Genomic DNA, 19,816 nt, shown 5'->3' with positions numbered 1-19,816 from the left:
TTATCAGAATGGTCGAGCCAAAGATCCCCAGCCGCCGCATCGTCTCTTCCCGCCATCTGGCGGACGGGGAGCATTGGCAATCCTCCGAAATCGAATACGGGATGATCATCGCCTACAACGCCTTTTCGCGCTGGATGACGCGCTGCATGTCGGCGGCGGGCAACACGGATTTGACTCCGCTGGAAATCCTCGTGCTGCATAACGCCAACCACCGCGGGCGGCAAAAGCGGCTGACGGATATCTGTTTCCTGCTCAACATAGAGGACACGCATACGGTCAACTATGCCCTGCGCAAACTGCTGAAGATGGAATTGCTGACATCGGAAAAGCGCGGCAAGGAAGTGTTCTATAGCACCTCCGCCGAAGGGGAGCGGCTGTGCGAGGCGTACCGCGATGTGCGCGAGCGGTGCTTTACCGATGGGCTGTCGCGGCTGGATATGACCGGCGACGAGATGCGGGAGATCGCGGCCAACCTGCGCGCCCTGTCGGGGCAATACGATCAGGCCAGCCGCGCGGCGGCATCGCTTTAGCGTGCCATGAAGGTCGGCAGGAAGGTGACGATCTGCGGGAAAAGGCAGATCAGCAGGACGCCGAGCAGCAGCAGCAGAAAGAACGGGAATGCCGCCTTGGCGATGCGCAGGATGTCGATACCGGTCAGCCCCTGAATGACGAACAGGTTGAACCCTACCGGCGGGGTGATCTGGCTCATCTCGACGACGATCACCAGGTAGATGCCGAACCAGATCGGATCGATGCCGACGGCGGTGACCATGGGCATGATGATCGAGGTCGTGAGAACGATCACGGATATCCCGTCCAGAAAGCAGCCCAGCACGATGAAGAAGATCGTCAGCGCCACCAGCAGCGCCCCAACCGACAGGTTCATGTCGGAAATCCATGCGGCGAGATTGCGTGGCAACCCGGTGAACCCCATCGCGACCGACAGGAACGCGGCCCCCAGCAGGATCAGGGCGATCATGCAGGAGGTGCGCGTGGCCGACATGACCGCCTCGCCAAACAGCTGCCAGGTGAAGGTGCCCGACGACCACGCAAGGATTGTGGCCAGCACCACGCCCAGCGCCGCCGCATCCGTGGGCGAGGCGAGCCCGCCGTAGATCGACCCGATCACGCCGCCGATCAGCAAAGCAACAGGGATCAGCCGCCGCGACGCGGCGAATTTTTCGCGCAGGGAGAACGTCTGGTCGATTGCCGGGATCAGGTCGGGGTCTTTCCACGCGCGGAATGCGACGTAGCCCGCAAAGAGGCTCATCAGCATGATGCCGGGGATAATCGCCGCGATGAAGAGCCGGGCGATGGATTGCTCAGTCGCGACCCCGTAAACGATCAGGATGATTGACGGCGGGATCAGCAGCCCAAGCGTGGCGGAACCGGCCAGCGTGCCGAGGATCAGGCTTTCGGGGTAGCCGCGTTTGGTCAGCTCCGGCACCGACATCCGCCCGATGGTCGCGGCTGTGGCGGCGGAGGAGCCCGAGACGGCGGCAAAGATCGCGCAGCCCAGCACGTTGACATGCAGCAACCGCCCCGGCGCGCGGCTGAGCCACGGCACAAGGCCGGTGAACATGTCGTCACTCATCCGGGATCTGAGCAGGATCTCCCCCATCAGGATGAACAGCGGCAGCGCGGTCAGCGCCCAGCTGTGCGAGTGGCCCCAGAAGGTCGTGGCCAAGATCAGCCCCGAGGGTGCGTTGGAGAAGAGCACCAGCCCGACAAGACCCACGATCGCGAGCGACACCGCAACCCAGAGGCCGCTGGCGAGCAGGGTGATGAGGACGCCCAGAAGGACGAGGCCGATCAGTGGATCCGACATGTGTTAAACCTCGTCCGGGGTAGAAAGAATGGGGCGGCCCGCGCGCAGCAGATCGACCAGTGTGTGCACCACCGCCACCAGCAACAGCACGGTGCCAAAGGCGGCAACGCTTTGCGGGATCCACAGGGGCACGGGGATGATCCCCGTCGACAGATCGCCGTAGTGGATGCTTTCCAGTACCAGCGCGCCCATGAACCAGCTGGCGTAGCCGATCAGTGCGCTTGCCAGCAGCAGCACCAGAGCTTCGGCCAGGAATTGCGCACGATCCGGCAGGCGAGAGACCACCAGATTGACACGAATGTGGCCCCCCGCTCGCAGCGTATGTGCCAGCGCCAGAAATGTCGCCCCCGCCAGCATGAAGCCCGAAAAATCCGCGTAGGAGGGGATGGTGGATGGCAGGAGCCCCGGCGCAAAACGGCCAAAGGCGTTCAGACAGATCTGCGCCGAGATCAGAAGACAGATCGCAAGGATCAACCCGCCCGCGATCATCCCGCAGATGTCGTAGAGGCGTTGCAGCAGGCGGCTCATGGTGCGGATGCCTTTCGGTTGGTGTACCGGCCGGCGACTGCAAAAGCCGCCGGCCGCACGTCAGGGACGCTTAGTTGTTGTAGGCGCTCAGCACCGCTTTGGCGCTGTCGGAGGCATTGGCGTTCCAGTTCTCCAGCATTGTGGCGCCAAGGCCCTGCAGACCCTCAAGCAACTCGGCGCTTGGCTCGTAAACGGTGATTCCGTTCTCGGCCAGCGCTGCGGTCATGCTCTCGGCCTCGGCGGCGGACATCTCCCAGCCGCGTGTCTCGGCAGTGGCGGCGGCTTCCATGATGGCCGTTTGGGTATCGGCGTCGAGCCGGTCAAACACGCGCTGGTTCACCACGACGATGTTTTTCGGCACCCAGGCGTTGATAGGGGTGTAGTGGGTCACGAAATCCCACGCGGTGCTGTTCACACCGGTGGAAGGCGAGGTAATCATCGCCTCGACCTGGCCGGTAGTGAAGGCCTGCGGGATATCGGACGCTTCGATCTGCACCGGGGAGGCGCCGGCGAGTGTCGCAAACTCCTCAAGTGCCGCGTTATAAGCGCGGAAACGCAGACCGTTCAGATCGTCAACTGTCGCGATTTCACCGTTGGTATAGAGCCCCTGCGCAGGCCACGGCACGGAAAACAACGGGATCAGGCCCTGCTCTGCCAGAAGTTCGGTGATGACAGGTTTCTGTGCATCCCAGAGACGTTTTGCATCGTCGTAACTGGTGGCGACAAAGGGTTGGCTGTCGATACCGTAGGCAAGATCTTCGTTCGAGAGACGCGACAGGAAGAATTCGCCGATGGGCACCTGACGGTTGCGTACGGCGCCTTTGATCTCGGCGTGTGGAAACAGCGATCCGGCAGAGTGCAGCGTGATGTCGAGCGCGCCATCGGTGGCATCCCGCAGATCATCGGCGAATTGCGCGATGTTCTGGGTGTGGAAGGTCGAATCACCATAGGGCGTCGGCATGTCCCAGCTTTGCGCGTTGGCACCGGTTGCAAGGACCGCTGCGGCGGCGGCGAACAGAAAATGTTTCATCAGAAGTCTCCCAGTCAGTTTACAGGTCGGATCCCTGTCGAATCCATTACGTTGACACTTTGTCAGCGTTATATCTGCAAAGCAACGATATTTTATTTCTCGACCTCCCTTTGAGGGAAATGTACGGATTTTGACGCTTGGGCAGGCGAATGAGACGCGCATGAAAAAAAGGCCCTCCCCCGGCAAGGGGAAGGGCCGACATGTCCACGTTTGACACGGAAACCTGAACTAGAAGATATCCAGCGCCCCGCCCAGTGACGTCACCCCTTCGATCACCAGGGTCTCGTCATCATCAAACGTCAGCTTGAGCGATCCGTCGGAAACCTCGCCAAAGATGCGAACAACCGCAGCGCTGCTGAGCTCTCCGTGGGTGTCGCGCCACAACACATCGTCCACCCGCAAGACATCGCCTTCGCCCGCATCAAAATCGGTGATCGTGTCATTGCCCGGCTGGAAGCCAAAGACGAACCGATCCGCGCCGGAGCCGCCGGTGACCTCATCATCGCCCCATCCGCCGAAGAGCGTATCGTTCCCACTTCCGCCGTTGAGTGTGTCATCCCCGGCACCGCCAAGCATGACATCACGGCCGCTTCCGCCGTTGGCCACGTCATCGCCGATGAAGCCGTTGACCGTGTCGTTGCCACTGTTGCCGTTTACGGTATCGTTGCCCCAGCCACCGTTCACGCTGTCGTTGCCGTCACCACCGAACAGCCGGTCCGAATGGGACCCACCGTTGAGCAAGTCGTTGTGGGCGCCGCCGTAGATCGTATCGTTCTGATCGCCGCCCCAAATCTTGTCATTGCCGTTATCGCCGTAAATGACATCGTCACCCAATCCGCCACCAAGTGTGTCAGACCAACCTCCGCCGTAGACGGTGTCCTCCCCGGAGCCACCAAGAACCGTATCGTTACCGGCGCCGCCGCTGACGACATCGTCGCTGTGCGACCCGTCGACAAAGTCGTGCCCGGTCCCGCCGTCGAGTGTGTCGCGACCCCAACCGCCATTCAGGCTGTCGTCACCGGTGCCCCCATCGATCTGGTCGGATTGGGACCCGCCGTTCAACGTATCGTTCCCGCTACCGCCGTCGATCGTGTCGTTCTGGTTTCCGCCCCAGATCGCATCGTCGCCGGCGTCCCCGTCGAGCTTGTCGTTCCCGCCACCGCCACCGATCGTGTCGGCCCAGCCCCCGCCGGAAACCGTGTCATTTCCAGCGCCGGCCCAAATGTTGTCGAACCCATCCATGCCTTCGATGTTGTCGCCCCCATCGCCACCAATAAGGGTATCGTTTCCGCCGCCGCCGTCGATGGTGTCGTTGCCGATACCGCCTTTCAAAGCGTCGTGGCCGCTGGCGCCGTAGAGCCGGTCATTTCCGGCCCCGCCGTCCACGGTATCCTGTGCATCAGTACCGCTGAATGTATCGCTGCCAGCGGTTGCGCTGAATGTGATTTCTACCGGTGCTTGCGTCGTGGTCACAGTCGGCGTTTCGGCGACAGTGACCGAACGTCCACCGTTCAGGTCATCAAGATCGACCGTGCCATTGGTCCGTGCAAAGTTCTGCGTGGCGATCACCGAAGTTGCGGTAAAGCCGGAATCGTATGTGAACGAACCGACCTCGATCCCGATCCCGATGTATTCGAGATCCGGGTTGAGAATGTTGGCCCGGTGACCGGGGCTGTTCATCAAAGACACATGCAGATCGGCCACATCGTCAAGATACCCTGATGCCCCGCGCGCCGACTGCACTGCAAGGTTCTCTGCCGTACCCCAGGGGGCCACCAGATCAAAATCCGCCGCGACCATACGTTCGCGCGATGAGCTGCCATTTTCGCCGGTATGGGAGAAAGTGTCGGTTTCGAGCATCCACAGGGAATGGTCCTCGGCCGACATATTGAGGTTGGTTTCGAGTTTCAGCGCCCCAAGATCGCGGGAGGTTCGCTCCTCGTTCACCAGCTCCAACATGTACCGCTCTAACGCGCTTGCATATACCATCTACACTCTCGTCCTCTAGCTACCACATACGTCGTCCCGAACCGCCCCACGCAGGGATGGATTAGCCGGAACGGATGAACTTCAAGCTAACGCTACTCACCAAATGTGCTGCGAATGCGACTCAGATAGGGAATTGTGGTGTTGGTCAAAAGGCCGTGGAAACTCCCGCGCAAAGCCTTGCCAAACGGGCGCTGCCGGTACGCAGATTTTCGCCTCTTATCTCACCTGCGACACTTTTTCATCTCGTATGGAAGGACGCACTTTTCGAATGGCTGCGTCCCTAGACGTGTTTCCACGCGCACGCACCGTGCCAGTCTACCAAAGCTGGTTGATGGCATTCGCCATTGTCGCTCGGACCAATGGCGCGACAAGGCTCATCTTGTGCTGGAACTCATTGTCAGCCTTCAGGACGATGAACGCCGGGCTGGCTATCAGATTATGGGTCATGAGTGCGCGGTAGCCCCCAGTCGGATATCTGGTCCGACTTTGCCGTTTTGAACAGCAGGCTGGGGGTAGGGACGCTTCAACGGGCCTTACCGCGGCATCGCCAAAGGTGGATGAATGGCAGCTCCGGGCCGCCAGTGAAGGCGATCCCAATGCGCTAGATTTCATTGGCTTCGGCGATTGCCAGCGCATCCTCGAGTTCAACATCCAAGTACCGAACCGTGCCCTACATTTTGGTGTGCCCGAGGGCGAGGCGCGCGAATGGCTGTCAGGTTTAGCGTTCGAATGACTGATCCTCCGCTCCGCCAAATCCTCCCTGAACGCCGGCCCAATGTTGGCGCGAAGGTTTGGCATTTTGTGCTGGTGGGCTACTTGAGGGTTCGTTTGAGGGTCGGAGATACCTGACGTTTCAGGCAGCGCCTTCGCGAGCTGGGTGCTTGCACTTCCACTCTATTTCGAACAGGTTACGCGCTGATCAATCAGACAATGTTTGGGTCTTGAACCGTGAAAGTCGGATACACGATTGCAGCACTTGTATCGGCAGGCGTCCTCGCGGCTGCTGTTGCGATCGTTTGGCCCAAGGGTCCGCAGATTTCCGAGTCCGACGCCTTTTCAGTGCCAGGTCTCGACCCGCTTACAATCAGCGACGCTCAATCGGAGTTCTGGCGATTGACGCCCGCGCTGCTGCTGGAGGTCTACAAAGCATTCGGCGAGACGCAAGAAGATGGGATCTATGATACCTTGGCCAGCGTGACGCACGGCGAAGCCCTTGAATACCTCTACCTGGAGCGCGTCGGTGCGATGAAGGATGGTGGGCTGGACGAGGTTGATCAGACGATCCATGAGATCAAACTTTTGAACACGCAGGTCGCGCGTGAGAACAGCTCGCTCGTTATCGATGCCTCCTGGCAGGTCATTGGCACCGTGGGACACTCCGAACATCTGCATGTCCGTGGCAACACGTACAGCGCTGACCTGACTGTCTCGCCCGTCGAAGGGGCGTGGCGGATCACTGATTTCGAACTGCTCGACGTCAACAGAGATACCGCGGGCGAGACGTTCCCCGCACCTCCGACAAACTGATGGTCCGGGTCGAAAATCTCACGTTCGGCTACGGCGGCGGCGGGTTCCGGTTGCGGGTGCCTGAGTTTCACCTCGATGATGGAGAACGGGTTGCCGTGGTTGGCCCGAGCGGCAGCGGGAAAACGACGCTGCTCAATCTGATAGCGGGTATCCTGACGCCGGAAGCGGGGCGCATCGACGTCGCAGGCACCGAGGTGTCGGGTTTGTCGGATGCGGCGCGTCGCCGCTTTCGGGCGAGCCGGATCGGCTTCGTGTTTCAGGACTTTGCGCTCCTTGATTATCTCTCGGCACGGCAGAACATTTTTTATCCTTATCGCATCACGCCCGCCTTGACCCTCGACGACGCGGCACGGGACCGCGCCGAAGCGCTCGCGGCGGCCTGCGGGATCGGCGACAAACTCGACCGGCATCCGACGGCGCTTTCCCAGGGCGAACAGCAACGGGTGGCGATTTGTCGGGCGCTGGTCACCCAACCGAAACTGATCCTGTCGGATGAGGCGACCGGCAATCTCGACCCGGACAGCAAGGCGCGCATCCTCGATCTTTTGTTCGAGCAGGCGTCAGAGGCGGGTGCCGCCGTGCTTGCCGTCACCCACGATCACGAATTGCTACCGCGCTTTGAGCGTGTTCTTGATTTCGCGCAGTTTCGCGAAGGGGGTTGAGCCATGAACGCGCTTTTTCTCGCCTTTTCCTACCTGCGCTATCACTGGGCACGCAGCCTTGTGCTGGTGCTCGTGGCTGCGCTCATCATGTTTGTCCCTGTGGCGACCCAAACGCTTCTGTCCACCAGCGAGCGCGCCTTGGTCGCGCGTGGCGAGGCGACGCCGCTCTTGCTGGGTAGCCGCGGATCGCAACTCGATCTGACGATGGCGGCACTCTACTTTTCGGACGAACGCCCGGACCCGGTCGCGATGCGCGAGGTGGAAAGTGTATGGGACAGCGGCCTCGGTGTTCCGATTCCAGTGCACACGGCGTTTTCCTCAAGCGGGTTTCGGATCGTGGGTACGACGCTGGACTACTTCGATTTCCGCGCGTTGACCCCCGCCGATGGGCGAGGCCTTTCGATTCTCGGAGACGCGGTCATCGGGTCGGATGTTGCGTCCGCCTTGGGAAAAGGCGTTGGCGACACGCTTGTGTCTGCCCCGGAAAACCTCTTCGACCTGGACGGCGTCTATCCGCTGGAAATGCCCATCGTCGGCGTTCTTGCGCCGACGAACACGGCCGACGATCAAGCCATCTTTGTGGACATCAAGACGGCTTGGGTCATTCAAGGCATAGGTCATGGTCACGAGGACGTGGTGACGGCAGCGGATGTAGCCGCCGGAACGGCTGCGCTCGCGAATGCTGCGGTGGTGCAGTACCAGCGAATAACCGAAGACAACATCGACAGCTTTCATTTTCACGGCAGTCAGGATGATTTTCCAGCCTCTGCCGTCATCGTCGTGCCTAACGACACGCGGTCGAACACCATCCTGAAGGGCCGCTATCTCGACAGCGATCTCCCGACGCAGATGATCGAGCCTGCTGGCGTGATCCAGGGGTTGGTCGACCGCATTTTCCGCATCAAATCCCTGCTCGACGTCGTAACGGCCATCATCGCGGTCGCTGCCGCCGCCGCAGTGGGGCTGGCGGTTTTCCTCAGCTATCGTTTGCGTGCCCGCGAATTGGGCACCGCTGTAAAACTGGGCGCTCAGAAAGGGATGGTTCTGAAACTCTTGGCAGCGGAGACCGTTACTCTACTGTTACTGGCAGGAAGTATCGCAGCCATTGGTGCGGCCATCGTGTCGCGCAACGCTGAAGCCTGGGTGGGCTGGTTGCTTGCCCTTGGGTCATAATCAACAGGAGGTTTCATGAAACGACATTTTCTCACCGCATCGCTCGCGACCTTGATCGCCGCCACGCCCGCGCTGGCGCATTACGGCATGATCATCCCGAACGATCCCATGATCAGCCAGGAAGACGGGCGCAGCGTCGCACTGACCATGTCGTTCTCCCATCCGTTCGAGATGGATGGGATGATCCTTGAAACACCGGTGTCGTTCGCGGTGACCCATGAGGGCACGACGACAGACCTCCTTGGCAGTTTGCAGGACGCCACTGTGATGGAGGAGCAAGGCTATACGCTCGACTACCCGCTGGAACGTCCGGGCACCTACATCTTCGCGATGGAGCCGCAACCCTATTGGGAACCTGCCGAAGATGCCTTTATCATCCACTACACCAAGACCTACGTAACCGCCTATGGCGACGACGAGGGCTGGGACACGGAACTGGGCCTCAAGACCGAAGTGGTCCCGCTGACCAAGCCGTTTGGTCTGTGGGAGCACAATGTGTTCCAGGGGATCATCAAACTCGACGGCGCGCCGGTGCCCTACGCCGAGGTCGAGGTCGAGTTCTTCAATGAGGGTCTCGCTGCCACCGCACCGGACGAGCTGATGATTACGCAAACCGTCAAGGCCGACGCTGATGGCGTGTTCACTTACGCACCTCCCGCCGCTGGCTGGTGGGGCTTTGCCGCGCTCAACACCGCTGACTACACCATCACCGAAGAAGGATCGGGCGAGGAAAAGCCCGTCGAGCTTGGCGCCGTGATCTGGGTCCACTTCGAAGAGTGGACGGGCCAGTGATCCGGGCGCTTGCCTTCTCAAGCCTCATGATCGCCGCTCCGATCGGGGCGGCGGCGCATCAACTTGTGGTCTTTGCCTCGGTCGATTGCGAAGCCGTCACGGTTGAGGCGAAGTTCTCCAATGGGCGCGTCACCCAGCAGGGCGATGTCCGTGTCCTCGATGGCGAAAACAACCTGCTGACGACATTGCAGCTTGAAAGCGACGGCACGGTCCTCGTGCCGCTCGACAGCGTTGACTACACCAGCGGGCTATTGATCGAGGTCGATACGGGCAGCCACGACAACTACTGGATCGTGACACCCGAAGACATTGCGCGGAAATGCGGGAGCTGAGTCTGGTGCGTGTTCTACAAGGCGTTCTCGCCGCCCTGATGATCGTGTTCTCGGTGAATGCGGCGCTCGCACAGGATCGCCCGCGCATCGTCACGGTCAACCAAGCGCTGCACTTTCTCGCCGAACGCCTTTTGGAGGACACGGCGGAAGTCGTCTTCCCCGTCCCCGAGGGCGTCGATCCGTCGTTCTGGCGTCCCTCGATTGCCGATATCAGCATGATCCAGTCCGCTGATATGATTCTTCTGAACGGCGCTGGCTTCGCATCCTGGATTGATCGGGTATCGCTGCCGCGGTCTCGGATCGTGAATACCTCGGCGGCGATCGAAGACGCGTTCATTGTTACCGAAAGCATCACACACAGTCATGGGGATGGGGGAGAGCACTCCCATGAAGGCATCGCTTCTTATACATGGCTTGATCCGATGCTCGCGATCGCGCAGGCGGAAGCCATTGCAGCTGCTGTCGTTGCGCGTGATCTGGCCACCGGGGAAGATGTTGAAGCAAGGCTGACTGAACTGCGCTCTGACCTGACCGAGTTGGATGCGATGGCCCAGGATGCGTTGAGTGGCCTGGAAGGCGTCACAATGATTGCGACGCACCCCCGGTATCAGTACTTCGCCCGGCGCTACTCCTTATCCATTGCGTCGCTTGAATGGGATGCGGGTGCCATGCCGAGCGAAGACGACCTTTCGGATCTGGAACGGCTTTCAACAGAACTGGACGCGCGTATCCTGATCTGGGAGGCACAACCACCTCGGGAAGCCATTGAGCTCGCGGAAACTCTTGGGCTGCAAAGCGTGGTCTTTGAACCCGGGGCCAGCAAAGGCAGTCCCGACGGTCTTTTCGCGGCTTATAGACAAGCAGTTTCAAGCCTCTCGGAAGCGGCCAGCGAGAACGCGGACTGAACTCTTTCTAATCGAGCGCTGTCTGGAGCGGCCGCGGAACGGGGCGCCGATGCATTTGGGAGCTGTTTGACGTATTCCATAGCGAACGTGTCGTCATGGATTGTAGACCTCACGGCGCCGTCTACTCAGGAAAATTCTGAAAATCAGTATCTTATCGGGAGTATTTTGGTGCCCAGGAGAGGCAAGTTTCGACTATATATGTGCAATAATATCAGATACTTATCTTTTGTCAATTTTGCATTGTGGACCCGATTGTGGACTTAAGGTGCGGGTCACTTGGCGAAGTTCCCCTCTGACGTTATGAGCGGGGCCACGCGCTGGTGGTTTGCGCTGTGCGAGTAGGGCGGAATGCAGAACTTCGGTGCGTATGCTCGGCATCATTCAATTCGCCGCGATAGCGACAAATGTTTGGGGCTTAGAAAATCTAAAGAGTTGACGGCCAAAGGCACAACAAAACACTGCTGATCCAGTTGACGTCTAATTGGTTCTATTGTCGGAAATTGCGATTGGTTTGAAATCTCCCTCGTACCTGTAAGACGCCAAGCATCATCCTCACAGCGTTTTTTTGCTCTATGCAGATCGAGTATGGTAGGGTGAAAACGCAACAGAACATGAAAGCGAGCGGATAGTTGATTCCGCCACCTTATTGTCTTGCTGTTTGAAAACTTGGCGAAGCTGTTTCAGCCCCTTCCGACTAAATTCATCTTCGCCAAACTCCTCAAGAAACCATCGCAACGCTTTTTTGTAGCCAGAAATATCTATTTTTGTTCTTCTCGCGTTGAGTAGAATGCCAATTCTCTTGTCAGGGTATAGCTCTTGTAATCGCATTGGTGAAAATACAATCTCGCCGTCCTCCAAGAGCAACGAGATAAGTATTGTTCGCACGCACCAAGCAATCCTTTTGTTTCTTATAGGGAATTGACGTTTTGATAATTTACGCTTTAGCAGATAAGCAGCCAGAGCAGATGCAGATTCGCGCTCTTTCGCGTAGGATGATTTTATCTTCAAAGACTTTTTGAAGCTATCGAAGAAGCCATCTGGGTCTGCGACAACTTTTGCTTCATAGGCAAGGTGAATAGCAAAAAGGTCGCCGCGCGCAGACATTTCCAGCAGATATTTCTGTGGCGTGTATTGAACTTCGACTCGTCCAGCGCGTTCGCTTTTTATACTCCCTGTTTCTTCCGAGATCAGCAAGTCCACATCTGAAGTACCGCTACTGTCTCCGCGAGCCATACTGCCAAACAAGAGAACACAAGCGCTCATTTCAGCCACGAACCTTTGTAACTCGGTTGACGATAGTTGCGGCTGCGACTGCAAACCAACACAAGCCCAGAAAGGCGGTGCCTAAATTCAGCGCGTCTGTATGTAGCACGTCTTGAGGCACGCTATGTTTCGTGTAGCCAAATAGGAGGAACACCTCAGCAGCATCGACGAGGCTCTCCATAAATGGATTACAGAGAAACTTGCTGCGCAGCCAACCAGCTATCAGAACTAAGAAAACTCCAATCGAAATTACTCGGAAAATGCTTCTGCCCCAAGCATTGGCAAGACCAGCTACTTGAAGGATCAAAAACTCACATGAGGTACTTACTTGAGTGAGGAATGAAGCTACGTGTACTCTCAGTTCCACCATGGCTGCACGCTTCTCTCGCCCCTCTTGATCATCAAATCGTGGTAGTTTCAGTTTTGTGGCAACTCCGCGAGAACGAGTTCCGTAAAGAGTAGAGGCTTTTACAGCGTCATAATAGGACAAGTCGGAACCTTCAGTTGACTGATTGCTCAAAATCACTCGAGCAAGTGTCGCCTTGGTTTGCTCCAGTCGAAGTAGCTGGTACTCTTCTGTCGTCCCCTCAGGGAGATGACGAAGATTTGTTGATGCGGCTTTAAGGAATTCGGCTGGATTTGTTATGTCGGACAAAATAATCTGAGTTTCATTCCCAGAAACGCCTATATTGACAAATTTGCAGTCTCTGAACTGACAGTTGTGAAACTTAACAAGCGAAAGGGACGAAGTATCGAAAGTACAGTTCGAAAATTTCACGTTTGTAAAGTCACCTCGAAAGTCACACTTCTCAAATTTGCATTTTTTGAATGTGATTGCTTTACCTTGAACACCGAAAAAATCGCATTCTAAGAAGGTAATATCATCAATCTTGGCATAATCCTTTTTGAGGTCATCGCCATTGAAGACGAACCTACAGGGACCTTTCTGTTGTGAAAAATCCCAGCTTCCTTTTCCAAAATCGTTTTGTTGCAGACTTTTTAGAAGCTCGGGATCGTAGATCGGTTCGAAGAAGGCATACGCGTTGACTCGCCGTCCTGCGTATTTGGTCGCCTCGCTCATTTTGACACCTCACCTCGCCCAGCTTCAAAAACAGGGTCGCTCATGGTTAATTAGAAAGTCGTACTATCAGATGGGTGAAAATGGAATAGTCGATAACTGGTTATGTGCTGCAGTCTCGCTACGTGTCTTGGCGTGGTATTGAGTTAAAGGTAGATCGCCCAACTACGCTTTGCTTTCACCGTCACCACGATATCGACCAATCAGTGGGGCTGCTTTCGGCGCGAGTTTGTAGGCGCAGCAACAGTCTGGTTTGACCAATTGAACGCCATTACCACCGTCGTCCGCCGAATGCCGGTTAAGGGCCGGAAGCAGAAATCTGGTTCTGAGCGTTTTCGAAACAGCAATCTATCGGCACGGTTTGCACGGTCAGTGGTAAAATTCCGTCTATATGTTGTGCAAGGCGGTGTGGACATTTCTATATGTAGATCACCCTACCGCTATCCGATAAACGCTCCGCTCCGACACCCCCGCCAAACGCGCCGCCTCCCGCTTACTCTTCCCCTCAGACAGCAGCGCCAACACCTCATCAGCCTTCGCCATCGCTGTCGGTTTCCTGCCTTTGTATTTTCCCTCCGCCTTCGCCTTGGCGATGCCTTCTCGCTGGCGTTCCAGCATCATCTCCCGCTCAAACTGTGCTACCGACCCCAGCACATTCAGCATCAGCTTCCCGGTCGCATTGGACGTATCCAATCCAAGATCAACGATCCGCAGCCCAACGCCTTTGCTGTCTAGCTCTTCGATGATCTCCCCAAGGTGCCGCACAGAACGGGCCAGACGGTCGAGCTTCGTCACCACAAGCGTATCCCCCTCACGGGCGTAGCCTATGGCGTCTGTAAGGCCGCTCCTGTGCGCGACAGAGCTTATTTGCTCCTCCTACACCCTTTCGCACCCCAAGGCTTCCAGCGCCTCTCTCTGCGCCTCTAGCGATGCCTTCTGTTCCAGTGTCGAAGTCCGTGCGTATCCGATCATCATTGTGCCATTCCTTCTGCCAATAGCGTCTGTAACATGGTGGCAAACGGTCTGCCAAAAGAGAATCCCCATTCTTGTGGCAAGTGTGTTCGGAGTTTGGAAACACTGCCGTACGGGCATGGTCTAATGGCAGACGATATCGGTGGCGGCGCTGGGCGTGGAAAAATCACCGGCCAATCCGAAGGGGTGGGGGTTCGCAGATCGTCACTTCAAAAACCGGGGTTATTGGTGTTGTTGGTTGTCAGTTTTTTCGATCCCGGCTGCCATGAAGGTAACGTGGTGCTGTGAAGATAATTCACAGGCGCGATGGAATCGCACGCAACTCAAATCGCCTTTGTTTGAACAAAGTGAATTAAGGTGGCCGTGAGGGGTAGACCTTTGCCGCCATCCATTCTTGCCTGCCAAAACTCTTACGGCGCAGAGTAATGCTGTAGGGGGGCGACAACAGACCAAGGGGATAGTTGATCGCTGTGGTGAGCCATAGGCCAATCGGGTAACCTAGGCCTGACTTTGGACAGACACAGGACAGAACCACTTAGCTGTGTGTCTTATGGGTATGCCCCCTACGTAGGATATCCCTATAGGTTCATCTCCAATACAGGGACGAACCCAAGTCGCGACCGATACTCTGCCTTTAGCACCTCACTGACCCTCTCCAGGTCGTCCACCCTGACACGCAGGCTGTCGTGAACAGGCAAAGATGGTATACTATCCTCGTGCAGCTTCATCATCGCACCGATGAAACACTGTGCCTCCTCGTATTGTAGGTTTGCCCAATCCAGAACGTCCGGCTTCAACTCTCCCAGAACCGGATGCCGTGCCAACATCGCAGCTCCAATGTCCTTTGCGCGGTGAACCCGGCCGAGCTTCTTGCCCTCCTTTTCGTGGAACTCCTCGATCATCTTCTGGGGCCATCTTGAAGGCTGTTTACCTCTGCCCATCCACGCCACGACCAGCCCTTTCACGATCCATCTGGGGACGCCCTTGAGGTAGTAGGGGTCAGGCCGATACACCAAGGTCTGCCCGTGAAGGGCGTAAAGGATCGACAGGTGACTGGCCTTCACGTCCACCTCCACCGTTGCGCATCCGTCGATGGTGATCTTGGCGCGTTCCGCCTTGGGCATGTTCCTCCAGTTGTCGTCCGAAACTGCGTATAGCCGCCCTCCCAGATCGAGGTCGAAGTCTTCCCGATCCGAACAGTTGAACAGCCGTCTGACTGCTGGTGGGGAGGTCAGGCTGTAGTTGTGTTCCTGCATCATCGTGTTCAGGTATTGTATCTGTTTGAGGTGCGGTTTGATTTTGTGGTCGGCCCATTTCACCAGCTTGCCTTTCTGGGGCCGCAGGTAGTTACCGCCCTTGCTTTCCCGAACTTGAACCAAGGCGGAATCCTTGAAGGATCGCTCGAAATACTGCGCCACCGTTTCGGGTGTGATCCCGTGGTCTGCGGCCAAGGTCAGGAAGGCAGGCGTGGCCCTGTAGCGCGCCGCTTTGGCGTAATCCACAAGGTCAGTCTTCTCGCCGTCGAAGTCAATATAGTGATAAGTGTGATTGACCTTCTCCAGCCAACCCATCGCCTCCCAATAGGCTGTCAAAACCTCGAAGTTGGTTCGGGAGACGAAGGTGGCTTTCAACTCCGCACGGCACACAGGGCGATACAGGAAGCCTTGTGAGGCCTCGTTGGCGCTTTCCCTGACCAGATCGACTGCAAAGGCCGCTACGGCCTCCCTGAACGCCTGTGCGTCGGTCTTCCGACGCTTCCTTGTTCGGGGATCATTGGCCGCCTCGTGGGTCAGTGTTCGGGACACCAGCTCGTCAAGCCAAGGCTGGGGTGTCTCGGGCTTTAGGTGGTGATCGAAGGTAGCCATCCGTGCGGCGTTCAACATATCTCGCCACGCATCGGTGTCGGTTTCAATGTGATCCACCGGGGGGATCGTCCGGGGGGCTGTAGGGGTAGTTTGTAAAGCGATCATCGGGGCCTCCTTTGGATCGGAAGCGGAAACCACAAGCGGCTCCTGTCCTTCACTAAAGAGGCCGAATTATGAAACCGCCCGTAGAGCCGCAGAGCGGGCCATACAGGCGGCTCTTTGATTTTTACCTGGTCGAGTAGTCAGTGAGATAAAGGGGCCCTCAGGAAGCCTCCTAGAGCGTTAAAGAGGCTGTGAGCTTGGGTAGCATGGTTCAGAACGTTCTCCGCTACGCCACAAATCTCAGAGACAACAATGCCCGGTGCTTCTCTTCTAGCGTAACGGCTGATCCGTAGGCGTCAGAGACACGGTTTTCCCCCGTATGCCCCATGATGGCATTTTGCACATATAGAGATACATTTGCAGCCCTCAGAGCGTCCTTCATCCCGTGCCGCAGACTGTAGATGGTGTGCCGTTTGTCCTCTGTATGCTTCCGAAGCCTTTTCATGCAGAGCACGCTAAAATTCGAGTGTTTGTCTGTCGGGCCATATTTTGCCAAAAAGGTATTCTCCGTGTGCGGTGTTTTCGATCAACCTTCTCATCGTGTCGTGAGCCTTCCCGACCAACGGGAGTTTCCTGATCCGAACGCCCTCTTTAACTGACCGTCCTTCTCGTGGCCTGATTTCGAAATGCGGTACGGGGTCGTTCAGATAAACGTCATCGCTCCTTAGGCCGAGAATTTCCGCGTTCTGTGCCCCCGTATGATGCATGAGCGTCCATACATCGAGCAGCACTTGGTTGTTGGACAATTCTCGATACATCGCCGCGATGACCTCCGGCGGCAGGGAGTGCTTCAAGTCGCGAGCATTTATCGGCGGCTTTCCTAGTTCGATGCCGTTAAGCGGGTTTACCATGACAATATCCAACTCTTTGATGCCGTGGTTTATCGCCGCTTTCGTGGTATTGAAGTTCCGTTTCACCGTGCCGTAGGCCGCCTTCCCGTCCCCACTCTGCGACGGCTGTTCTCGCAGTCGGTCGCGTAGCTTGCGAGCGTGGTCGCGGGTCAACTCGGTGATCGGGATGTCTGAACCAACGATAGACAGCAGATGCCTTTGCATCCGTCTTACTCTGTCTTCGTATCTCTTGATCTTTCCTTCGTCGTCTTGGTCCCGCTTCCAGTGTTCGATGTAGTGGGAAAACACGTCGCTTATGGTGTAGGTGACCTCAATCGCCGCAGGGCTTTCAAGCAAGGCCGTGACCATCAGGCGGTCTGCAAGGGACACGTCATCCGGGTCTGGATTGCCGGTTTCCTCGTCAATGGGGTATTTTGCGAGGATTCGATCTGCTTCCTCCTCACGGGCTGCTTGTTCGTTCCAGCCTGACTTTGCCCAGTGGCGCCGTAAACCAAGCTCTTCAAATTGTGCGTTGATCTGCTGTTTGAGCGCCTCTATTTCCGCCGCTCCCGTTTCAGCAGGTACGTTTGCGACGACACGCTCAAAGTGCTCATGGACGGCGGGATAAGCTTTCAGCGCCTCTTCTTCGGTCCGGCCTAAATGGCGGCTAAATTCCTTCTTTCCAAGCACTGTCTGGAGCGGCTTTGGCACCAGCCGCCGATACTTGTAGGAACCATCTTTGAGCTGTTTAACGTACTTCATGGCAAAACGGGTCGTCATGGATTGTGGACCTGAATGTGGACCTCACGGTGCCACCTACTCAGGAAAATGCTGAAAAATCAGTATCTTATCGGGAGTATTTTGGTGCCCAGGAGAGGACTCGAACCTCCACACCGTTGCCAGTACTAGCACCTGAAGCTAGCGCGTCTACCATTCCGCCACCTGGGCACACCTTGTGTCACGAGCGTCTAAGGCGCGTGGCCGGAGGTGTCAATCGGGATTCTGGGGCGCGTGGAACTTCTTTTCCGGCCCGGCGTCGCCGCGCGGTTTTGCGCCTTGTTTGGGCAGTCGCGCACGGGTACACCATGCACGGACCTTATGGCGGAGACCCACATCATGGCACAGCTTGTAACCATCTTTGGCGGATCCGGATTTGTCGGGCGCTATATCGCGCGCCGCATGGCCAAGGCGGGCTGGCGTGTGCGTGTCGCCGTGCGCCGTCCGAATGAGGCGCTTTTCGTGCGCACCTACGGCGCAGTCGGGCAGGTCGAGCCGGTTTTCTGCAACATTCGCGACGATCAGTCCGTGGCGGATGTGATGCACGGATCCACGGCGGTGGTAAACTGCGTGGGCGTGTTGGCGGAGGTCGGCAAGAACACGTTTGACGCCGTGCAATCCGAAGGGCCCGAGCGCATCGCGCGTATCGCGGCGGAGCACAAGGTGGCGCGGATGGTGCATGTCTCTGCCATCGGAGCGGATATCGAAAGCGACAGCGATTACGCGCGCACAAAGGCAGAGGGTGAGGCGGGTGTGCTCAAGCATATGCCGCAGGCGATGATCCTGCGGCCCTCGATCGTGTTTGGCCCCGAGGATGAATTCTTCAACCGTTTTGCCGGCATGGCCCGCATGGGGCCGGTGCTGCCGGTGGTCGGTGCGGCGACCGAGTTCCAGCCCGTCTACGTGGACGATGTGGCCAAGGCGGCCGTCATGGGCGTGACCGGTGACCGGCCGGGTGTGTACGAGCTGGGCGGGCCGGTGACGATGGATTTCCGCGGTCTGATGGATTTGATGCTGGATGTGATCCGTCGCCGTCGGTTGGTGCTCAACATACCGTTCTGGGCGGCGAACCTCATGGCGTTTGGGTTTGACACGCTGCAATTCATCACCGCCGGGTTGGTGCGCAACGGCATGATTACCCGCGATCAGGTACGCAACCTGCGGCGCGACAATGTGGTGGCCGAGGATGCGAAAGGGTTTGACGATCTGGGGATCGAGCCCGTGGCGATGGTGTCGGTGCTGCCCGAGTATCTGTGGCGCTTCCGGCCCTCCGGCCAATACGACGCGATCAAGGAATCGGCACGTAACCTGCGCTCCTCGTAATGGAGAATTCGACGATCGTCGCGGCGCTGTTGGGGCTGCTGGAAGGGCTGACGGAGTTCATCCCCGTGTCCTCCACCGGGCATATTCTGCTGGCGGGGCATTTTCTGGGATTTGACAGCGCGGGCAAGACGTTCGAGGTCGTGATCCAGTTGGGCGCGGTTCTGGCGATCCTGACGCTGTATTCAGCGCGGTTGTTTGCGGTGTTCCGTGACGCGCCGCACGACCCCCAGGCGCGGCGGTTTATCCTGTCGGTGTTGATCGCGTTCCTGCCCGCCGTGGTGATCGGTGTGCTGGCCCATGAGTTCATCAAGGAAGTGCTGTTCGAGACGCCAATGCTGATCGCGGTGATGCTGATCCTCGGCGGCATCGTGTTGCTGTTTGTCGACCGTCTGGCGCCGGAGCCCGTACATGAGGATGCGATGAAGCTGCCCTTGGGCATGGCGGTGAAAATCGGCTTTATCCAATGTCTTGCGATGATCCCCGGCGTGTCGCGGTCGGGGGCGACGATTGTGGGGGCGTTGATGCTGGGGGCCAGCAAACGGGCCGCGGCGGAGTTTTCGTTCTTTTTGTCGATGCCGACGATGGCGGGGGCGTTTGCCTATGATCTGTTCCAGAATCGCGACGTGCTGGACACCTCGGCGCTGGGCGAGATCGCGGTCGGCTTTGTCATGGCGTTTATCTCGGCCGTTTTTGTGGTGCGCTGGCTGCTGGGGTATGTGAGCCGCCACGGCTACGCACTTTTTGGCTGGTGGCGGATTGTCGTGGGGTCGATTGCTTTGCTGTTTCTTATCAGCGGCTTCTGAGACTTTAGGTCCGTTTCGGATTTAGTTTCACGCTGGA

Annotated in this window: 20 protein-coding genes, 1 tRNA gene and 1 pseudogene; 11 read left to right on the top strand and 11 right to left on the bottom strand. The window is 57.7% G+C overall.

Translation table 11 applies throughout. The annotated features are described in order from the left end of the window. Positions 1–8 precede the first annotated feature (8 nt). Positions 9–530 (top strand): winged helix DNA-binding protein, encoded by a 522-nt coding sequence (locus KDD17_RS14530; RefSeq protein WP_212704317.1) that lies wholly within the window; start codon positions 9–11, stop codon positions 528–530. Here the strand turns inward: KDD17_RS14530 and KDD17_RS14525 are convergent. From KDD17_RS14525 to KDD17_RS19035, 5 genes are all read right to left on the bottom strand, one after another. After that, positions 527–1,828, bottom strand: coding sequence for a TRAP transporter large permease (locus KDD17_RS14525; RefSeq protein WP_212704316.1), 1,302 nt, complete (start codon positions 1,826–1,828; stop codon positions 527–529). The genes KDD17_RS14530 and KDD17_RS14525 overlap by 4 nt on opposite strands. Positions 1,829–1,831: 3 nt before the next feature. Then, entirely contained in the window at positions 1,832–2,356 is a 525-nt protein-coding gene (locus tag KDD17_RS14520; RefSeq protein ID WP_254796807.1) for a TRAP transporter small permease, read from the bottom strand. 70 nt (positions 2,357–2,426) lie between these two features. Next, the gene (locus KDD17_RS14515; protein WP_212704315.1) at positions 2,427–3,386 is read right to left on the bottom strand and encodes a TRAP transporter substrate-binding protein; all 960 of its coding nucleotides are present in this window, start codon (positions 3,384–3,386) and stop codon (positions 2,427–2,429) included. Between the two features lie 228 nt (positions 3,387–3,614). Then, positions 3,615–5,345 (bottom strand): CAP domain-containing protein, encoded by a 1,731-nt coding sequence (locus tag KDD17_RS19040; RefSeq protein ID WP_284438381.1) that lies wholly within the window; start codon positions 5,343–5,345, stop codon positions 3,615–3,617. A 345-nt stretch (positions 5,346–5,690) separates the two neighbouring features. After that, on the bottom strand, positions 5,691–5,822 hold the full coding sequence (locus tag KDD17_RS19035; protein ID WP_284438380.1) for a hypothetical protein: 132 nt from the start codon (positions 5,820–5,822) through the stop codon (positions 5,691–5,693). 106 nt (positions 5,823–5,928) lie between these two features. Here KDD17_RS19035 and KDD17_RS14495 point away from each other — a divergent pair, with 106 nt between their 5' ends. The 7 genes from KDD17_RS14495 (at position 5,929) to KDD17_RS14465 (ending at position 10,766) form a co-directional block, all read left to right on the top strand. After that, a complete protein-coding gene (locus KDD17_RS14495; protein ID WP_212704314.1) occupies positions 5,929–6,108 on the top strand; it encodes a hypothetical protein in 180 nt (59 codons plus the stop codon). A 215-nt stretch (positions 6,109–6,323) separates the two neighbouring features. Further along, the gene (locus tag KDD17_RS14490) at positions 6,324–6,902 is read left to right on the top strand and encodes a hypothetical protein (protein WP_212704313.1); all 579 of its coding nucleotides are present in this window, start codon (positions 6,324–6,326) and stop codon (positions 6,900–6,902) included. Next, on the top strand, positions 6,902–7,564 hold the full coding sequence (locus tag KDD17_RS14485; RefSeq protein WP_212704312.1) for an ABC transporter ATP-binding protein: 663 nt from the start codon (positions 6,902–6,904) through the stop codon (positions 7,562–7,564). Before KDD17_RS14490 ends, KDD17_RS14485 begins: the two co-directional genes overlap by 1 nt. A 3-nt stretch (positions 7,565–7,567) precedes the next feature. Next, the gene (locus KDD17_RS14480; RefSeq protein WP_212704311.1) at positions 7,568–8,737 is read left to right on the top strand and encodes an ABC transporter permease; all 1,170 of its coding nucleotides are present in this window, start codon (positions 7,568–7,570) and stop codon (positions 8,735–8,737) included. Between the two features lie 15 nt (positions 8,738–8,752). After that, positions 8,753–9,529, top strand: a complete 777-nt coding sequence (locus tag KDD17_RS14475; protein WP_212704310.1) for a DUF4198 domain-containing protein — start codon at positions 8,753–8,755, stop codon at positions 9,527–9,529. Beyond that, the gene (locus KDD17_RS14470) at positions 9,526–9,861 is read left to right on the top strand and encodes a hypothetical protein (RefSeq protein ID WP_212704309.1); all 336 of its coding nucleotides are present in this window, start codon (positions 9,526–9,528) and stop codon (positions 9,859–9,861) included. The genes KDD17_RS14475 and KDD17_RS14470 overlap by 4 nt, the downstream gene beginning before the upstream one ends. Beyond that, positions 9,849–10,766 (top strand): metal ABC transporter substrate-binding protein, encoded by a 918-nt coding sequence (locus tag KDD17_RS14465; protein ID WP_212704308.1) that lies wholly within the window; start codon positions 9,849–9,851, stop codon positions 10,764–10,766. The genes KDD17_RS14470 and KDD17_RS14465 overlap by 13 nt, the downstream gene beginning before the upstream one ends. Positions 10,767–11,336: 570 nt before the next feature. Here KDD17_RS14465 and KDD17_RS14460 read toward each other — a convergent pair. The 3 genes and pseudogenes from KDD17_RS14460 to KDD17_RS14450 all read right to left on the bottom strand — a co-directional run bounded on the left by KDD17_RS14460 (position 11,337) and on the right by KDD17_RS14450 (position 14,082). Further along, complete coding sequence (locus tag KDD17_RS14460; protein WP_254796972.1) at positions 11,337–12,029, bottom strand: nucleotidyltransferase domain-containing protein; 693 nt, start codon at positions 12,027–12,029, stop codon at positions 11,337–11,339. Position 12,030: 1 nt separating this feature from the next. Then, positions 12,031–13,110 (bottom strand): anti-phage Hailong system effector protein HalA, encoded by a 1,080-nt coding sequence (gene halA, locus KDD17_RS14455; RefSeq protein ID WP_212704306.1) that lies wholly within the window; start codon positions 13,108–13,110, stop codon positions 12,031–12,033. A 426-nt stretch (positions 13,111–13,536) separates the two neighbouring features. Further along, a pseudogene (locus tag KDD17_RS14450) lies at positions 13,537–14,082 on the bottom strand (recombinase family protein). 123 nt (positions 14,083–14,205) lie between these two features. On the opposite strand from KDD17_RS14450, the gene KDD17_RS14445 reads away from it, so the two are divergent. Further along, positions 14,206–14,367 (top strand): hypothetical protein, encoded by a 162-nt coding sequence (locus tag KDD17_RS14445; RefSeq protein WP_212704305.1) that lies wholly within the window; start codon positions 14,206–14,208, stop codon positions 14,365–14,367. A 290-nt stretch (positions 14,368–14,657) separates the two neighbouring features. On the opposite strand, the gene KDD17_RS14440 is transcribed toward KDD17_RS14445, so the two are convergent. From KDD17_RS14440 to KDD17_RS14430, 3 genes are all read right to left on the bottom strand, one after another. Further along, positions 14,658–16,049, bottom strand: a complete 1,392-nt coding sequence (locus KDD17_RS14440) for a hypothetical protein (protein ID WP_212704304.1) — start codon at positions 16,047–16,049, stop codon at positions 14,658–14,660. A 452-nt stretch (positions 16,050–16,501) separates the two neighbouring features. Continuing rightward, on the bottom strand, positions 16,502–17,656 hold the full coding sequence (locus KDD17_RS14435; RefSeq protein WP_212704303.1) for a tyrosine-type recombinase/integrase: 1,155 nt from the start codon (positions 17,654–17,656) through the stop codon (positions 16,502–16,504). Positions 17,657–17,738: 82 nt separating this feature from the next. Continuing rightward, positions 17,739–17,824 (bottom strand) — tRNA-Leu (locus KDD17_RS14430). Between the two features lie 168 nt (positions 17,825–17,992). Between KDD17_RS14430 and KDD17_RS14425 the strand changes: the two genes are divergently transcribed. Then, the gene (locus KDD17_RS14425) at positions 17,993–18,976 is read left to right on the top strand and encodes a complex I NDUFA9 subunit family protein (RefSeq protein ID WP_212704302.1); all 984 of its coding nucleotides are present in this window, start codon (positions 17,993–17,995) and stop codon (positions 18,974–18,976) included. Beyond that, positions 18,976–19,779, top strand: a complete 804-nt coding sequence (locus KDD17_RS14420) for an undecaprenyl-diphosphate phosphatase (RefSeq protein WP_212704301.1) — start codon at positions 18,976–18,978, stop codon at positions 19,777–19,779. Before KDD17_RS14425 ends, KDD17_RS14420 begins: the two co-directional genes overlap by 1 nt. The last annotated feature ends 37 nt before the right edge of the window (positions 19,780–19,816 follow it).

Source organism: Sulfitobacter albidus (assembly GCF_018200035.1).
Lineage (GTDB): Bacteria > Pseudomonadota > Alphaproteobacteria > Rhodobacterales > Rhodobacteraceae > Sulfitobacter > Sulfitobacter albidus.
The sequence above is the reverse complement of the archived record's forward strand: the minus strand, read 5'-3'. Positions and strand labels throughout refer to the sequence as shown.

What these genes read in the sequence shown, in the direction of transcription:
- KDD17_RS14525 (WP_212704316.1), bottom strand. Translation starts at nt 1,828, where the DNA reads ATGTCGGATCCACTGATCGGCCTCGTCCTTCTGGGCGTCCTCATCACC.
- KDD17_RS19040 (WP_284438381.1), bottom strand. Translation starts at nt 5,345, where the DNA reads ATGTTGGAGCTGGTGAACGAGGAGCGAACCTCCCGCGATCTTGGGGCG.
- KDD17_RS14445 (WP_212704305.1), top strand. Translation starts at nt 14,206, where the DNA reads ATGGCAGACGATATCGGTGGCGGCGCTGGGCGTGGAAAAATCACCGGC.
- KDD17_RS14530 (WP_212704317.1), top strand. Translation starts at nt 9, where the DNA reads ATGGTCGAGCCAAAGATCCCCAGCCGCCGCATCGTCTCTTCCCGCCAT.
- KDD17_RS14480 (WP_212704311.1), top strand. Translation starts at nt 7,568, where the DNA reads ATGAACGCGCTTTTTCTCGCCTTTTCCTACCTGCGCTATCACTGGGCA.
- KDD17_RS14485 (WP_212704312.1), top strand. Translation starts at nt 6,902, where the DNA reads ATGGTCCGGGTCGAAAATCTCACGTTCGGCTACGGCGGCGGCGGGTTC.
- KDD17_RS14435 (WP_212704303.1), bottom strand. Translation starts at nt 17,656, where the DNA reads ATGACGACCCGTTTTGCCATGAAGTACGTTAAACAGCTCAAAGATGGT.
- KDD17_RS14420 (WP_212704301.1), top strand. Translation starts at nt 18,976, where the DNA reads ATGGAGAATTCGACGATCGTCGCGGCGCTGTTGGGGCTGCTGGAAGGG.
- KDD17_RS14465 (WP_212704308.1), top strand. Translation starts at nt 9,849, where the DNA reads ATGCGGGAGCTGAGTCTGGTGCGTGTTCTACAAGGCGTTCTCGCCGCC.
- KDD17_RS14520 (WP_254796807.1), bottom strand. Translation starts at nt 2,356, where the DNA reads ATGAGCCGCCTGCTGCAACGCCTCTACGACATCTGCGGGATGATCGCG.
- KDD17_RS14440 (WP_212704304.1), bottom strand. Translation starts at nt 16,049, where the DNA reads ATGATCGCTTTACAAACTACCCCTACAGCCCCCCGGACGATCCCCCCG.
- KDD17_RS14515 (WP_212704315.1), bottom strand. Translation starts at nt 3,386, where the DNA reads ATGAAACATTTTCTGTTCGCCGCCGCCGCAGCGGTCCTTGCAACCGGT.
- KDD17_RS19035 (WP_284438380.1), bottom strand. Translation starts at nt 5,822, where the DNA reads ATGACCCATAATCTGATAGCCAGCCCGGCGTTCATCGTCCTGAAGGCT.
- KDD17_RS14425 (WP_212704302.1), top strand. Translation starts at nt 17,993, where the DNA reads ATGGCACAGCTTGTAACCATCTTTGGCGGATCCGGATTTGTCGGGCGC.
- KDD17_RS14460 (WP_254796972.1), bottom strand. Translation starts at nt 12,029, where the DNA reads ATGAGCGCTTGTGTTCTCTTGTTTGGCAGTATGGCTCGCGGAGACAGT.
- KDD17_RS14475 (WP_212704310.1), top strand. Translation starts at nt 8,753, where the DNA reads ATGAAACGACATTTTCTCACCGCATCGCTCGCGACCTTGATCGCCGCC.
- halA (WP_212704306.1), bottom strand. Translation starts at nt 13,110, where the DNA reads ATGAGCGAGGCGACCAAATACGCAGGACGGCGAGTCAACGCGTATGCC.